The following is a 15,218-nucleotide window of genomic DNA, read 5'->3' as shown; positions in this document are numbered from 1 at the left end:
CAACAAACGGAGCTATTTATGACTATGGATACTTCTCCTCCGACTCACTCGTACTTGGGAAAGCCACATGGCAGCTATTTGCCCGAGTCACTTAACCCACTCGGTTATCAATCACTGACTGATGTATTGGAATTGGCCACTGAAAAATTTGCTGATCGTCCTGCGTTTACCAGCGTTGGCAGAACCTTGACCTATCGAGAACTGAAAGAAAAATCGGATCAGTTTGCCGCGTATCTTCAGCATCATACCGGTTTGGTACCTGGTGACCGTATTGCGGTCCAGCTGCCCAATGTTATTCAGTATCCAGTTGTGTTGTTTGGTGCGATGAAGGCGGGCTTGATCGTGGTGAATACCAACCCACTTTATACCCCAAGAGAGCTAGAGCATCAGTTTAATGACGCCGGCGTCAAAGCTTTAGTTGTGTTCGCGAATATGGCGCACAACGTTGAGAAGATTCTCGCCAAAACGTCCATCAAGCACGTTATTATCACTGAAATTGCAGATTTTCATGCGCCCCTAAAGCGCCTGCTGGTGAACTCTGTCGTGAAATACGTGAAGAAAATGGTGGTGCCTTACCATCTCCCTAGCGCACTGACGTTAAATGAAGTGTTGGCAAAAGGACAAGGTAAAGCCGTGACAAAAGTCACCCCTTTTTCGAGTGACATTGCGGTATTGCAATATACTGGCGGAACAACCGGTGTGGCCAAAGGCGCTATGCTCACTCACGCGAATTTGATTTCGAACATGTACCAACTAAGCTCTCGTCTTGAGAGCATTATTGATACCAAAGGCGAGGTGTATATCGCACCGTTGCCGCTGTACCATATTTACGCGTTTCTGATACACGGGCTAACCCTATTGGAGCGCGGCGCACACAGTGTGCTGATCCCGAATCCTCGTGATTTACCTGGCTTTGTGAAAGAGCTGAAAAAGTGGCCTTTTACCGGTTTTGTCGGCTTAAATACCTTGTTCGTTGGCTTGTGCAATAACTCAGATTTTCGTGCACTGGACTTTTCAACGCTGAAGCTGACCTGTTCTGGCGGCATGCCGTTAACGCACGCTGCAGCCGATGAGTGGCGAAAAATCACAGGCTGCCAAGTGGTGGAAGGTTACGGTTTGACTGAAACCTCGCCGGTGGTGTCTTTCAACCCCATCGGGCAAGAGCGCATCGGCACCATAGGTCTACCTGTTGCACAAACAGACATTAAGATTCAAAACCGCGATGGTGACACCGTGTTGCAGGGCGAATCGGGTATGTTATGTGTGCGTGGCCCTCAGGTTATGAAGGGCTACTGGAATCGTGAAGACGCCACTCGTGAAGTGATGACAGACGACGGCTTTTTAATCACCGGTGATATTGCCATGCAGCACCCGGATGGGTATTTGCAAATTGTTGACCGTGCAAAAGACATGATCATTGTATCGGGTTTTAACGTGTATCCTACCGAAGTCGAGGATTGTTTGTCGTCTCATCCTGCCATTTTGGAGTCGGCTGCGATTGGTGTACCAGACGACAAAGCGGGCGAAGCCGTAAAGGCCTTTGTGGTGCTCAAAGCCAATGTAGAAAAACCAGATATAAAAGCGCTGAAAGCGTACTGCAAAGAAAATTTGGCAGCTTATAAGGTGCCTAAATACTTTGAGATCCGCATGGAGCTTCCTAAAACCAATGTTGGTAAAGTCCTACGTCGTGCTTTAAGAGAAGAAGAGCAAACCCTTTAATTCATTCGCCACCCCTTTTTCTGTTGCGCCTTTTAGTCTTTAAAAGGCGCTTTTTAAAGCGCTTATACCAGTCAATAACAGGAGCGTTATGATGACGCAGGTTAAACGTAAATTAATGCACAAACGCGTTATAGAGTCTCATGGTTTTTTGCGAGAAGACGGCTTGTGGGACATTCAAGCCACCATGCAAGACCTTAAAGCTTACGACGTTCGTCGTGAATTTGACGACAGCCTTGTGCCGACAAACAGCCCCTTTCATGACATTTCTGTCACCTTAACCCTAGACGATACCTTTTTAATCAAAGAGGTCAATGTGTCGATGGATTCGTTTCCTTTCCCTAACTGCGGGGCGGCAGCGCCGAATTTTGCCTTGCTTAAAAATACGCGTATTGGACCTGGTTGGAATCGTTGGTTGAAAAAAACATTCAGCGGTAAGGTGGGATGCACTCATGTGTTGGAGTTGCTGCCTGTGGCCGCGACGACCGCGTTTCAAACTATGTGGCAGCCCTTAGGTGAAAAGTACCCAAAGCAAGTGCCTATTGCGCTGGGTAAATTGGTGAACAGCTGCCAAGGTTGGTCAGACAATGGCCCTATGGTAAGCAGGCTAGTTGAAGAACACGTTCTCAAGTTACCCGCTGAGGAGCCACAATCATGAGTGATTTTGTTACCGAAATAATCGAATCCGGTATTCAGCAACTGTGTTTGGATCGCGTTGATAAAAAAAATGCCATCACACTGGATATGTACCAAGCGCTTACCGACGCTCTGTGTCGAGCAGAACAAAATGACGATATAAAAGTGACCTTGATTCATGGGGCTGGCGGGAATTTCTCCTCAGGAAATGACATTAATGAGTTTGTCCACATTGCACAAACGCCCGAGAAAATGACCACGATAATGACGTTTCTGCAAGTGCTCAGTCGTTTTAAAAAGCCATTAATTGCGGGCGTTGAAGGCCGTGCTGTGGGCGTGGGGGCGACCCTGTTGTTGCATTGTGATCTGGTATTAGCGTCACGCCAAGCGCGTTTGCAGTTTCCATTTGTACAGCTTGGTTTGGTGCCGGAAGCCGCGTCTAGCTTTTTGTTGCCTCAGCTGGTTGGTCATCAAAAAGCGTTTGAGATATTAGTTCTAGGGGAGTGCGTAGACGCTGAGTCTGCCTATCAAATGGGCTTGGTGAATCACTTATGTGAAGCAGGCGAAGCGTTTCACGTCGCCTTGCGTTATGCCGAGAAAGTGGCAGCGTTACCAGTGCAAGCCGTTGCATTAAGCAAAGGTCTGCTGAAACACCAAGACCAAGAAGCGGTGCAAACGGCCCTGTTGCGAGAAGGTCAGATATTCAAAGACCGCCTAGGTTCACAAGAAGCCTACCAGGCGTTCGCCTCTTTTTTATCTCGTAATAAATAAGTGACTATTTTTGTCAGTTAACTGGCGCTTTTTTGTTATTGATGAAAACTCGTCTCAAACTACTATAGAGACCATCAAAATAATAATCATGAGGGGCTTATGAAAATATTAGTATCTGTAAAGCGCGTCATTGACTACAACGTCAAAGTACGCGTTAAATCCGATAATACGGCGGTCGACCTGACCAACGTCAAAATGTCGATGAATCCTTTTTGCGAAATTGCGGTAGAAGAAGCCATTCGACTTAAAGAAAAAGGCATCGCTACAGAAGTTGTAGTGGTCTCGGTTGGTTCAAAAAATTGCCAAGAGACCTTGCGCACCGCGCTGGCATTGGGCGCAGACCGTGCGATTCAAGTCGATACAGAAGACGGTTTGGATTCATTGAGCGTGGCAAAATTGTTGGCCAAAGTCGCTCAAGACGAAGCCGCTGATCTGATCATTATGGGCAAACAATCCATAGATTCTGATAACAATCAAACCGGCCAAATGGTCGCGGCGTTGCTGGATTACCCTCAGGCTACGTTTGCCTCTGAAATAGTCGTTGTAAGCGGCGAAGCCCCACAAGAAATTGAAGTCACTCGTGAAATAGATGGCGGTTTACAAACGTTGGCCATTACCCTTCCTGCGGTGGTTACCACAGATTTGCGTTTAAATGAGCCACGTTTTGCTTCTTTGCCCAATATTATGAAAGCCAAACGAAAACCACTCGACGTTAAAACGCCGGCGGAGCTGGGGGTTGATGTGGGCTCAAATGTCCGTATTTTGTCGGTGACACCACCAGCACAACGGGCGGGTGGCATAAAAGTGGGCTCGGTCACCGAGCTGGTCGATAAATTGAAAAACGAAGCGAAGGTGGTGTCATGAGTGTCTTAATTCTTGCCGAACATGATAATGCATCCCTAAAACCAGCCACGCTCAATACGGTCACGGCTGCGACGCAGATCAGCACCGATGTGCATGTGTTGGTGGTGGGTTCTCATTGCCAAGCTGTGGCCGATGCCGCCAGCAAGGTCCCAGGTGTCACCACAGTGTTGCTCGCTGACAACGCCGCTTACGAACATCAATTGGCAGAAAATGTGTCTAAATTGATCGTCGAAATAGCTCGCCCTTATGAGCATATTTTGGCACCGGCAACAACAACGGGCAAAAACACCTTGCCACGGGTAGCGGCTTTACTGAATGTGGCGCAGCTTTCTGATGTGATCAAGGTTGAGTCCGCAGACACCTTTGTACGTCCAATTTACGCAGGCAATGCGATTGCCACGGTAAAAAGTGTCGACAGCGTAAAAGTGATCACCATTCGTACGACTGGCTTCGATGCCGCAGCGAGTGAGGGTGGAAGCGCTAATATCGACACAGTGTCTCAGGTCATCGTGTCGGATCGCAGTCGTTTTGTAAAAGCGCAATTGGCGGTATCGGATCGCCCTGAATTAACCGCTGCCAGTGTCATTGTTTCCGGCGGTCGCGGCATGGGCAACGGTGAAAACTTTGCTTTGCTTGAAGGCGTTGCCGATAAATTGGGCGCGGCGATTGGTGCGTCCCGAGCGGCCGTAGACGCGGGCTTTGTGCCCAATGATTTGCAAGTGGGGCAAACCGGCAAAACCGTTGCCCCTGATTTGTACATTGCCGTTGGTATTTCGGGTGCGATTCAGCATTTGGCGGGCATGAAAGACTCAAAAGTCATTGTCGCGATCAACAAAGACGAAGAGGCGCCTATTTTCCAAGTCGCGGATTATGGACTGGTAGCCGATTTGTTTGATGCGGTGCCAGAACTGGAAAAAAGCCTTTAACGTTGGCATGCGCTTACCTTGTGAGCAAAGCAGCACAGCAAAATAACAATAATGGGAGACCAACATGATATTCGAAGGACAAGCAATCAAGGTGGCAGTCGATGACGCTGGTGTGGCGACGGTCACTCTGGATCTGATCGGCGAGTCGGTCAATAAGTTCAACGCGGCAACCTTGGCCGAACTGGCGCAAGCCGTTGCTCTATTGCAGCATACGGACGACTTAAACGGTGTGATTTTTGCCAGCGCCAAAGACGTGTTTGTGGTCGGTGCCGACATTCATGAATTTACGTCTTGGTTCCTGCTTGAAGACGAAGAGTTAACCGATAAATTACGCGCGGCGCACGCCATATTTAATGATATTTCCAACTTATCTTGCCCAACGGTTGCCGCGATTAATGGTATTGCTCTAGGCGGCGGAATGGAGTTGGTGTTGGCGTGTGACTATCGTGTGATGGCGGATTCCGCAAAAATTGGACTGCCCGAAACACAACTCGGAATTTATCCTGGTTGGGGTGGGACAGTGCGTCTGCCGCGTTTGATCGGACCAGACAATGCCTGTGAATGGATCTGTGGTGGTGCGCAAAAACGCAGCGCCGATGCCTTAAAAGACGGCGCTGTGGATGCCGTCGTACCTGCTGCAAAAGTGAACGATTCAGCTCGTCATTTGATCCAACAAGTGTTGGATGGCAAGCTGGATTATCATGCTCGCCGCGACGAATTGCGTGCGCCTATGGTGTTTTCGCCGATCGAAAAAATGATGGTGTTCGAATCGGTCCGTGGTGTGGTGGGTGCCAAAGCCGGTAAGCATTACCCAGCACCGATGGCGGCGATCAAAACGATCGAGAAGGGCATCAGTCAAGACATGAGCAAAGCCATCGAAACAGAGATCAAAGGCTTTGTGAAATTGGCGAAAGGCCCTGTGGCGAAATCCTTGGTGAACTTGTTCTTGAGTGATCAGAAAATTAAAAAAACCGCTGGTAAATACGCGAAAAGCGCGACACCGGTGAAGCAAGCCGCGGTATTGGGCGCGGGTATTATGGGGGGCGGCGTGGCGTATCAGTCTGCGTCCAAAGGCACACCGATTATCATGAAAGACATTCGTCCTGAAGCCTTAGAGCTTGGATTGAATGAAGCGAATAAACTGTTCAATGGTCAAGTAGAGCGTGGACGTTTAACGACGGAAAAAGCGTTTAAAGCCATGAATGCCATTGTTCCGGCGTTAACTTATGGCGAATTCGCTCATGTGGATTTGGTGGTTGAAGCGGTCGTAGAAAACGTCAACATCAAGAAATCTGTGTTAGCCGAAGTGGAAACTAAGCTGGCTGACGATGCCATTCTTACGTCTAACACCTCGACCATTTCGATCACGGAGTTGGCGAAAGGCTTAACACGCCCAGAAAATTTCTGTGGGATGCACTTTTTCAACCCCGTGCATCGTATGCCATTGGTTGAAGTTATCCGTGGCGAAAAAACCAGCGATGCTGCGATTGCCAAAACCGTAGCGTACGCTCAAGCCATGGGCAAAACGCCGATTGTGGTGAACGATTGCCCAGGCTTCTTAGTGAACCGTGTATTGTTTCCTTACTTCGCGGGCTTTTCTTTGATGATGCAAGAAGGCGCGAATTTTCAAGTGATCGATAAGACCATGGAAAAATTTGGCTGGCCAATGGGCCCTGCTTACTTGCTTGATGTGGTGGGTGTGGATACGGCGTTTCATGCTGACCAAGTGATGGCTGAAGGCTTTCCAGATCGCATGAAACACGAAGGCAAAAATGCGATAGATCGCTTATTTGAATTAGCGCGTTTTGGTCAGAAAAACAGTAAAGGCTTTTATACTTACGAACCCGACCGTAAAGGCAAGCCGAAGAAAATCTTTAATGACGAGATCAACGCTTTGTTGGCGCCCGTGGTGACATCTCAGTCTGAATTGACCGAAGAGGACATTGTGGCTCGCATGATGATTCCTTTGTGCATCGAGACCGTACGATGCGTGGAAGAAAACATTGTTGCGACGGCGGCAGAAGCGGACATGGGGTTGATCTACGGTATTGGTTTTCCTCCCTACCTTGGTGGTGCCTTGCATTACCTAGACCAAATGGGGCTGCAGGCATTTTGTGACCTTGCAGACAAATACAGCCACTTAGGTAAATTGTATGAGCCAACCGCGAAAATGCGCGACATGGCAAACAACAATGACACCTATTACGGCGTTTAATTTCCCAGAGGCTAGAGGAGAATTTCCATGAAACTGAATCCAAATGATGTCGTGATTATCGACGCGGTTCGCTCACCGATGGGCAAAACAAAAAACGGTGTTTTTCGCAATGTTCGAGCGGAGAACTTATCGGCGGGGCTGGTTAAAGCCTTGTTCAAGCGTAACCCAGATGTTGACCCAAAAGACGTAGAAGATTTGATTTGGGGTTGCGTAAACCAAACCCTAGAGCAGGGCTTCAACATGGCACGTGCTGTGTCTTTGTTGGCTGGTTTGCCTATTACCACCGCCGCACAAACGGTTAACCGTTTGTGCGGTTCGTCTATGTCAGCGATTCACACCGCGGCGCAAGCCATTATGACCGGCCAAGGGGATGTGTTTGTTGTGGGTGGCGTTGAGCACATGGGTCATGTTGGCATGATGCACGGGGTAGATGTGAACCCTGCTTTGTCAAAGCACATGGCAAAAGCGTCTATGATGATGGGCGTGACGGCGGAAATGCTGGGTAAAATGCACGGTGTGAGCCGTCAAGCACAAGATGAGTTTGCTGTGCGCTCTCATCGTTTGGCTCACGAAGCGACCTTGCAAGGCCGTTTTGCTAATGAAATTGTATCGCTTGAAGGCCACGATGCCGAAGGCAATAAAATCCTAGTAGAAGTGGACGAAGTGATTCGTCCAGAAACGTCTATGGAATCTTTGGCCGGTTTGAAACCGGTGTTTATGCCAAAAGTGGGTACGGTCACCGCGGGTACGTCGTCTGCGTTGTCGGATGGTGCATCGGCGATGCTGATGATGTCGGCAAAAAAAGCCGAAGAGTTGGGCCTAACGCCGATCGCCAAAGTGCGTAGCATGGCGGTAGCGGGTTGTGATCCCGCCATTATGGGTTATGGGCCCGTTCCAGCGACGAAAAAGGCTTTGCAGCGTGCGGGTTTAACCATCAATGATATCGACATTGTCGAGTTGAACGAGGCGTTTGCAGCACAATCTATTCCGGTTCTGAAAGACTTGAAATTGATTGACTTGGTGGATCAGAAAGTTAATTTGAACGGTGGTGCCATTGCGCTGGGTCATCCGTTAGGGTGTTCCGGTACACGTATTTCGACGACGTTATTAAACGTGATGCGTGATAAAGACGCTAACCTTGGTTTGGCCACTATGTGTATTGGTATGGGTCAAGGCATTGCGACTGTGTTTGAACGTATCTGACGCGGTTAGAACGCTGTCTTTGTAAAGAGCCTCGCTTAGTGCGGGGCTTTTTTTATGAACTCAGTTAGACTCAGAGCATTAGTTTAAGGCATAGGCTTAAGGTCGCTTTGCCGGTACTTGAAGCCAGTTTAATAGGAGATTCTAATGAAAATTGCGGTGTTAGACGATTATCAAGACAGCGTTAAAAAATTGGCGTGTTTTTCTATTCTTAATGCGCATGATGTGACGGTTTTTACCGACACACTGACGGAGATTGATCTGTTGGTCGAACGCTTAATGGGCTTTGATGCTTTGGTATTGATCCGTGAAAGAACCGTCATTACCGAAGCACTACTGTCTCGATTGCCTAATTTAAAACTGATCAGTCAAACCGGCAAAGTCAGCAATCATATCGATGTGGCTCTGTGCCAGCAGTACGGTGTGACCGTATTGGAAGGCATGGGCTCGCCTGTGGCGCCAGCGGAATTGTGTTGGGGCCTGATCATGGCGGCGAGCCGTCGTATGCCTGCTTATGTTTCAAACTTCTCCCAAGGGGATTGGCAGCAATCGGGGGCGTTAGGACTTGGGCGCGTGTTACATGGGGCCACTTTGGGCATTTGGGGCTACGGTAAAATTGGTCAACGCATCGCGCACTACGCCAAGTCATTTGGTATGCAAGTGCTGGTGTGGGGCAGTGACGCTTCTCGTACTTTGGCGCAAGAACATGGCTTTTTAGCCGCCTCAAGTAAGGCCGAGTTTTTTCAAACAGCCGATGTGATCAGTTTGCATCTGCGACTCAATGGGGCCACTAAAGCCTGCGTAACAGCGCAAGACTTGGCCATGACTAAGGCGGACGTGTTAATCGTGAATACCAGCCGCGCTGAACTCATTGAAAACGCCGCCCTTTACCAAGAAATGCGGGCTAATCCAAGCAAACAAGCCGCTGTGGATGTGTTTGAAATAGAGCCTGCCACCCCAGCAACCGAACCGCTTTTGTCTTTGCCAAACGTGCTTTGTACGCCACATATTGGCTATGTAGAAAAAAGCAGCTATGAACGCTACTTTAGCATCGCTTTTGAAAACGTCGCCGCGTTTTATCCGTCTTAAACGACCATGGTAAAAGGGGGAGATTGACTCGCCTATTGCCTCGTTAGTTTTTATTTATTGGTTGATCGTATTTTATGAGTCTATAACTATAACTATAGACATGGGGCAAAAAATACACCCCAACACAAAACGGTAAGCAAAAGAAGGAGGAAGTCATATGTCTAACGAAGGTAAGTGTCCTTTTAACCACGGTGCATCAGGCGCGGGTCAAGCCGCTGGTCGTGGAACATCAAACAAAGACTGGTGGCCAAACCAGTTAAATCTCAAAATACTGCATCAGCATTCTGCTAAATCCAACCCGATGGGTGAGGAGTTTGACTATCAAGCGGCGTTCAATAGTTTGGATCTTGAAGCGCTACGTCAAGATTTGTATGCGCTTATGACAGATTCTCAAGACTGGTGGCCAGCGGATTATGGTCATTACGGGCCATTTTTCATTCGTATGGCGTGGCACAGTGCTGGTACTTACCGTACGGCTGATGGCCGTGGTGGAGCGACATCCGGTACTCAGCGTTTTGCCCCTTTGAACAGCTGGCCAGATAACGTCAATTTAGACAAAGCGCGTCGTTTACTTTGGCCGATCAAACAGAAGTACGGCCGCAAAATTTCCTGGGCCGATTTGATGATTTTAGCCGGTAACTGCGCACTTGAGTCCATGGGCTTTGAAACCTTTGGTTTTGCGGGTGGTCGTGCGGATGTGTGGGAACCAGAAGACGACATTTACTGGGGAACGGAGAAAACATGGTTAGACGATGCACGTTATACCGGGGATCGGGATTTAGAAAATCCATTGGCCGCGGTTCAAATGGGTCTGATTTACGTTAACCCAGAAGGCCCAGATGGCAAGCCTGATACGTTGGCATCGGCTAGAGATATTCGTGATACGTTTGCCCGTATGGCGATGAACGACGAAGAAACAGTGGCACTGATTGCAGGGGGTCACACCTTCGGTAAAACCCACGGCGCAGGCGATGCGGCGCAAGTAGGCGCTGATCCAGAATCCGCAGGTTTAACGGAGCAAGGTTTAGGCTGGCACAACACCCAAGGTACAGGCAATGGCGCAGACACCATTTCCAGCGGTTTAGAAGGGGCTTGGACGAAAAATCCGATTATTTGGGACAATGGTTACTTTGAAAACCTGTTCGAATACGATTGGGAATTGACCAAGAGCCCAGCGGGGGCATGGCAGTGGCAGCCAAAAGATGGCGCGGCGGTGGATTCCGTTCCCGATGCTCACGATGCTTCTAAACGTCATGCGCCTATGATGTTTACCTCGGATTTGGCGTTGCGTGATGACCCCATTTACGCGCCGATTTCGAAACGCTTTTATGAGAACCCAGACCAATTAGCCGATGCCTTTGCTCGTGCTTGGTTCAAACTGACGCACCGTGACATGGGGCCAGTTGCTCGGTATTTGGGGCCTTTGGTGCCACAAGAAGAGTTGATTTGGCAAGATCCTATCCCAGCGGCAACGTACGATATGGTCACCCAGCAACACATTGAGACATTAAAAGATACATTGGCCACCTCTGGATTGTCAGTGGCTCAGCTTGTATCAACGGCATGGGCGTCCGCGTCGACTTACCGTGGTTCAGACATGCGTGGCGGAGCCAACGGTGCTCGTTTACGTCTTGCGCCACAAAAAGATTGGGAAGTGAACCAGCCGGCGCAGTTGGCCAGTGTGTTGGCTTCTTTGGAAGCCATTCAAGCGGATTTCAACCATCAATCTACAGCACGCATTTCAATGGCCGATTTGATTGTTCTAGCGGGCGGCGTAGGCATTGAAAAAGCCGCCAAGGCGGCGGGTCACGATCTGGTGGTGCCGCTTATACTAGGGCGTACCGATGCGACGCAAGAGCAAACGGATGTGGCCTCTTTTGCGGTACTTGAGCCGATCGCCGATGGCTTTCGGAACTACCAAAAAGGGCGATATACGATTTCAACAGAAGAAATGCTGTTAGATAAAGCGCAGCTTTTAACCCTCTCTGCACCAGAAATGACCGTGTTAGTGGGGGGCTTGCGAGTGCTTAATGCCAATACCGGTGGCTCTGCCCACGGTGTTTTCACCGATCAACCTGAAACCTTGACCAACGATTTTTTTGTTAACTTGTTGGACATGGGGACGAAATGGTTTGCCACCTCAGAAGTAGAAGACGAGTTTCAAGGTCGCGACCGTTCCACTGGCAAGATCAAATGGACAGCGACCCGTGCTGACCTGGTTTTTGGTTCGAATTCGCAGTTGCGTGCGATTGCGGAAGTCTATGCTTGTTCCGATTCACAAGAACGTTTTGTGAAGGATTTCGTACAAGCATGGACCAAAGTAATGGCGCTGGACCGTTTCGATTTGGTCTGATCTCCTTGTGTTCAATTCGCTGGATAAGTTTCAGGTGTAAATACCGTTAAATTCGCCCAAGGCAGGCTGGATGTTATGTCCAGCTTGCCTTTTTTTGTCTGATAAGGCGTTTGCTTGATTAGGATATCGCCGGCTCTGCTGTTTTTTTTTGCATTTAATGGGTGATTTTTTTTTATCTATTGAATAAAATGAAACAAATATTCTACTATTGCCCTTAGGTTAGAATAAAAAAATTAAAAAAGTAATTTGATGTGGAGAAGTTCGCGTCAAATTCGAGAGGGAGAAGAGCAATGGCGACACATACAATGCGAGTGGGTTTGGTAGGTTCTGGTTATATGGGCAAAGCACACGCGATTGCGTACCGTAATGCGATGGCCGCGTTTGCCATTTCTTATGATCAATTACAGTGCGAGATGTTAGCCGACGCTACGCCTGAACTGGCAAAAGCGAAAGCGCTAGAATTGGGTTTTAATCGCTCAACGGGCGACTGGAAAACATTAGTCAATGACCCAGCGATTGACGTGGTCGACATCTGTGCGCCTAACTTTCTTCACAAAGAAATCGCGTTAGCGGCCATTGCTGCTGGGAAGCACGTTTACAGTGAAAAACCTTTGGCGCTCAATGCCGAAGACGCCAAAGAAATGACCGAAGCCGCTGAGAAGGCTGGCGTGAAGACCTTGGTGGGGTTTAACTACATCAAAAACCCAACGGTACAGTTTGCCAAGCAACTCATTGCTCGTGGCGACATTGGGGAAGTGGTGCATTTTCGGGGTGTGTTCAATGAAGATTATTTGGCGGATGCAAGCTTGCCTTTTAGTTGGCGCTTGCAAAAAAAGTTTGCTGGCACAGGGGCACTGAATGATTTAGCGTCTCACCTTGTGCAATTGGCCATACATTTGGTTGCGCCTATCAAGTCGTTGTGTGCGGACTTAAAAGTAGTACATCAACAGCGCCCCTTGTCGTCCACCGAGGACAATACTGGGGTCGGTCAGGTCGAAAACGATGACCAAACTCACATGATGGTGCGTTTTGCCAACGGCGCCCAAGGCACCTTAGAGGCGTCTCGTATTGCTTGGGGAAGAAAAAACGGTTTGTCGTTTGAAGTCACAGGCACCAAAGGTAGTGTAATTTTTGACCAAGAAACCTTGTCCGAATTGTCTGTGTACATCGCCGAAGGCCATCCACAAATGCAAGGCTTTAAGCGTATTCTGGTTGGCCCTGAGCACCCAGATTACCAAGCATTTTGTGTGTCTGCGGGTCATGGTCTGGGCTTTAACGACATGAAGGCGGTGGAGATTCGTGATTTGTTTGAAGGTATTGTGAACGATGCACCGTTGTGGCCAGACTTTCGTGCAGCAACGCAAATTAACCTCATTCTTGACAGTGTGGTTGAATCCTACGAGAAGGGAACTTGGGTTGACGTAGAGCAATACGACGCAAAGCACTAGAGCGATAAAGACCGTACATTTGATAAAAGAAACAATCCATTACCGAGGTGAAAATGTCACACTTACTCAGTAAAAAGCGCCACATAGACGGCGTGACACAAACCCAAAACGTCACGCCTGAAACTGCAAACTGGCGTTATGTGGGCTTTGAAGCCCACCAATTAAAAGCCGGCGAGTCGGTAACGATAGAGACCGCCGATAACGAAGTGTGCGCGGTGATTTTATCCGGCAAAGCCAATGCGAATACGCAGAACGAAGCGTGGGAAAATATTGGCGATCGAATGAGCGTATTTGATCAAAAAGCGCCCTATTCAGTGTATTCTCCGGCACAAGATCGTATTTGTATTTCGGCCATTACCGATGTTGAAGTGGCGTTTTGTAAAGCGCCGGGCAAAGGGGGCTTTGCTGCCAAGTTAATTTCGCCTGAACAATGCCAATATGAAACACGCGGCGTGGCAAGCAATACGCGCCATGTGTGCAACATTTTGTTTGGTAACGAGCCGGCGGACAGCTTGTTGGTGTGTGAAGTGATTACCCCGAGCGGCGGATGGTCAAGCTACCCACCGCACAAGCATGATACCGATGCTGCGCCGTCAGAAACGCAATTAGAAGAAACCTATTATCATAAGATAGACCCGCCACAAGGCTTTGCGTTTCAACGTGTGTATACCGACGATCGACGCATCGATGAAACCATGGCCGTGGAAGATGGTGACCTGGTCATGGTGCCAGAAGGCTACCATCCGGTGGGCGTACCACATGGTTACCAGTCTTATTATTTAAACGTGATGGCGGGGCCAAGTCGTCACTGGATATTCCATAACGACCCAGATCACGAATGGATTATTGAGCGCGATAAAAAAGCGCAATCACTCCCGCTCCTATAATAAAAACACTTTAAAAGGATTAAAAATGCTGAACTTTGCTTTGTTTGGTGCCGGTCGAATCGGAAAAATGCACGCGCAGAATATTCAAGCGTTTGCGCAATCGAATTTAAAATATGTATATGATGTGTACGCACCTGCGGCCGAAGCCGTGGCCAAGGCGACGGGTGCTAAGGTTGTCTCCAGTGTTGAAGAAGCGTTAGCGGATCCGGACGTCCAGGCAGTATTGATCGCGACCAGCACCGACACTCATGTCGACCTGATCGTTAAAGCCGCGAAAGCGGGCAAGGCCATTTTGTGCGAAAAGCCGATCGACCTCGATACCGCCACGGTCAACGCTTGTTTAGAGCAGATTAAAGAGTGCCCTGTGCCGATACAAATTGGCTTTAATCGCCGTTACGATCCGAGCCATGCGGCCATTGCTAAAGCGGCGCAAGACGGCAGTATTGGCAAGCTCGAACAAGTGATTATTACCAGTCGCGACCCTGGCATGGCGCCAGTGGAATATTTAAAATCGTCTGGTGGTATTTTTCGCGACATGATCATTCATGATTTTGACATGGCGCGTTTTGTCCTAAATGAAGAGATCGTTGAGCTTCAAGCATTTGGTGGTGCCATGGTGGATGAAAAAATCACCGAGATTGGCGACGTTGACAGCGTGATGCTGATCATGAAAAGCCAGTCTGGCCGTCTCATCCACATCAATGGATCGCGTCGAGCTATTTATGGATACGATCAGCGTGTAGAAGCGTTTGGTTCAGAGGGGATGGTTATTTCGAACAACCAAACGCCCACGTCAGTGACACGCTTCACTAAGGAGACGACTCAAGTAAAAGATCCGTTGTACAACTTCTTTATTGATCGTTATGTGGACGCTTATAACTTGCAGCTTACCGCGTTTATTGAAAATGTGCTGGCTAAACAGCCAGTAACCCCGAGCTTTGAAGACGGTCGTCGTGCGCAAATACTGGCAGACGCGGCTCAGCAATCTTTAGAAACGGGTCAAAAAGTCTCGCTGAGTTGGTGATCTTAATGCTTAGGATTGCGTCTAAACCCATCAGAACATGGCGGTTGTTGAGATAGCACATTGAGGTAGCGTAAATGCAATAAAAGGGC

12 protein-coding genes are annotated in these 15,218 nt (G+C 48.7%); all 12 read left to right on the top strand.

Translation table 11 applies throughout. From position 1 onward, the window contains the following. Positions 1-18: 18 nt before the first annotated feature. The 12 genes from FXV75_RS10590 to iolG all read left to right on the top strand — a co-directional run bounded on the left by FXV75_RS10590 (position 19) and on the right by iolG (position 15,129). On the top strand, positions 19-1,719 hold the full coding sequence (locus tag FXV75_RS10590; RefSeq protein WP_148833246.1) for an AMP-binding protein: 1,701 nt from the start codon (positions 19-21) through the stop codon (positions 1,717-1,719). Positions 1,720-1,807: 88 nt separating this feature from the next. After that, positions 1,808-2,374 carry a DUF2889 domain-containing protein gene (locus FXV75_RS10585; protein ID WP_262368529.1) on the top strand — a complete coding sequence of 189 codons (567 nt, stop codon included), beginning with the start codon at positions 1,808-1,810 and terminating at the stop codon, positions 2,372-2,374. Next, entirely contained in the window at positions 2,371-3,123 is a 753-nt protein-coding gene (locus FXV75_RS10580) for an enoyl-CoA hydratase-related protein (RefSeq protein ID WP_148833244.1), read from the top strand. The genes FXV75_RS10585 and FXV75_RS10580 overlap by 4 nt, the downstream gene beginning before the upstream one ends. A 99-nt stretch (positions 3,124-3,222) precedes the next feature. Then, positions 3,223-3,987 carry an electron transfer flavoprotein subunit beta/FixA family protein gene (locus FXV75_RS10575; protein ID WP_148833242.1) on the top strand — a complete coding sequence of 255 codons (765 nt, stop codon included), beginning with the start codon at positions 3,223-3,225 and terminating at the stop codon, positions 3,985-3,987. Next, positions 3,984-4,913: an electron transfer flavoprotein subunit alpha/FixB family protein gene (locus FXV75_RS10570; RefSeq protein ID WP_148833240.1), complete on the top strand. Its 930-nt coding sequence runs from the start codon at positions 3,984-3,986 to the stop codon at positions 4,911-4,913. The genes FXV75_RS10575 and FXV75_RS10570 overlap by 4 nt, the downstream gene beginning before the upstream one ends. A 64-nt stretch (positions 4,914-4,977) precedes the next feature. Further along, the gene (gene fadB, locus FXV75_RS10565) at positions 4,978-7,128 is read left to right on the top strand and encodes a fatty acid oxidation complex subunit alpha FadB (protein ID WP_148833238.1); all 2,151 of its coding nucleotides are present in this window, start codon (positions 4,978-4,980) and stop codon (positions 7,126-7,128) included. A gap of 27 nt (positions 7,129-7,155) precedes the next feature. After that, on the top strand, positions 7,156-8,331 hold the full coding sequence (fadA, locus tag FXV75_RS10560) for an acetyl-CoA C-acyltransferase FadA (RefSeq protein WP_148833236.1): 1,176 nt from the start codon (positions 7,156-7,158) through the stop codon (positions 8,329-8,331). A 144-nt stretch (positions 8,332-8,475) separates the two neighbouring features. Next, positions 8,476-9,417 (top strand): D-2-hydroxyacid dehydrogenase family protein, encoded by a 942-nt coding sequence (locus FXV75_RS10555; RefSeq protein WP_148833234.1) that lies wholly within the window; start codon positions 8,476-8,478, stop codon positions 9,415-9,417. 157 nt (positions 9,418-9,574) lie between these two features. Beyond that, on the top strand, positions 9,575-11,770 hold the full coding sequence (gene katG, locus FXV75_RS10550) for a catalase/peroxidase HPI (protein ID WP_148833232.1): 2,196 nt from the start codon (positions 9,575-9,577) through the stop codon (positions 11,768-11,770). Between the two features lie 290 nt (positions 11,771-12,060). Beyond that, positions 12,061-13,218, top strand: a complete 1,158-nt coding sequence (locus FXV75_RS10545) for a Gfo/Idh/MocA family protein (RefSeq protein ID WP_148833230.1) — start codon at positions 12,061-12,063, stop codon at positions 13,216-13,218. A 53-nt stretch (positions 13,219-13,271) separates the two neighbouring features. Next, positions 13,272-14,105 carry a 5-deoxy-glucuronate isomerase gene (iolB, locus tag FXV75_RS10540; RefSeq protein WP_148833228.1) on the top strand — a complete coding sequence of 278 codons (834 nt, stop codon included), beginning with the start codon at positions 13,272-13,274 and terminating at the stop codon, positions 14,103-14,105. A gap of 25 nt (positions 14,106-14,130) precedes the next feature. Beyond that, complete coding sequence (iolG, locus tag FXV75_RS10535) at positions 14,131-15,129, top strand: inositol 2-dehydrogenase (protein WP_148833226.1); 999 nt, start codon at positions 14,131-14,133, stop codon at positions 15,127-15,129. Positions 15,130-15,218 lie beyond the last annotated feature (89 nt).

Origin of the sequence: Marinomonas sp. IMCC 4694 (assembly GCF_008122525.1) — a bacterium.
Classification (GTDB): Bacteria; Pseudomonadota; Gammaproteobacteria; order Pseudomonadales; family Marinomonadaceae; genus Marinomonas.
This window is presented reverse-complemented; position numbering and strand designations above follow the sequence as displayed.

What these genes read in the sequence shown, in the direction of transcription:
- FXV75_RS10590 (WP_148833246.1), top strand. Translation starts at nt 19, where the DNA reads ATGACTATGGATACTTCTCCTCCGACTCACTCGTACTTGGGAAAGCCA.
- FXV75_RS10585 (WP_262368529.1), top strand. Translation starts at nt 1,808, where the DNA reads ATGATGACGCAGGTTAAACGTAAATTAATGCACAAACGCGTTATAGAG.
- FXV75_RS10580 (WP_148833244.1), top strand. Translation starts at nt 2,371, where the DNA reads ATGAGTGATTTTGTTACCGAAATAATCGAATCCGGTATTCAGCAACTG.
- FXV75_RS10575 (WP_148833242.1), top strand. Translation starts at nt 3,223, where the DNA reads ATGAAAATATTAGTATCTGTAAAGCGCGTCATTGACTACAACGTCAAA.
- FXV75_RS10570 (WP_148833240.1), top strand. Translation starts at nt 3,984, where the DNA reads ATGAGTGTCTTAATTCTTGCCGAACATGATAATGCATCCCTAAAACCA.
- fadB (WP_148833238.1), top strand. Translation starts at nt 4,978, where the DNA reads ATGATATTCGAAGGACAAGCAATCAAGGTGGCAGTCGATGACGCTGGT.
- fadA (WP_148833236.1), top strand. Translation starts at nt 7,156, where the DNA reads ATGAAACTGAATCCAAATGATGTCGTGATTATCGACGCGGTTCGCTCA.
- FXV75_RS10555 (WP_148833234.1), top strand. Translation starts at nt 8,476, where the DNA reads ATGAAAATTGCGGTGTTAGACGATTATCAAGACAGCGTTAAAAAATTG.
- katG (WP_148833232.1), top strand. Translation starts at nt 9,575, where the DNA reads ATGTCTAACGAAGGTAAGTGTCCTTTTAACCACGGTGCATCAGGCGCG.
- FXV75_RS10545 (WP_148833230.1), top strand. Translation starts at nt 12,061, where the DNA reads ATGGCGACACATACAATGCGAGTGGGTTTGGTAGGTTCTGGTTATATG.
- iolB (WP_148833228.1), top strand. Translation starts at nt 13,272, where the DNA reads ATGTCACACTTACTCAGTAAAAAGCGCCACATAGACGGCGTGACACAA.
- iolG (WP_148833226.1), top strand. Translation starts at nt 14,131, where the DNA reads ATGCTGAACTTTGCTTTGTTTGGTGCCGGTCGAATCGGAAAAATGCAC.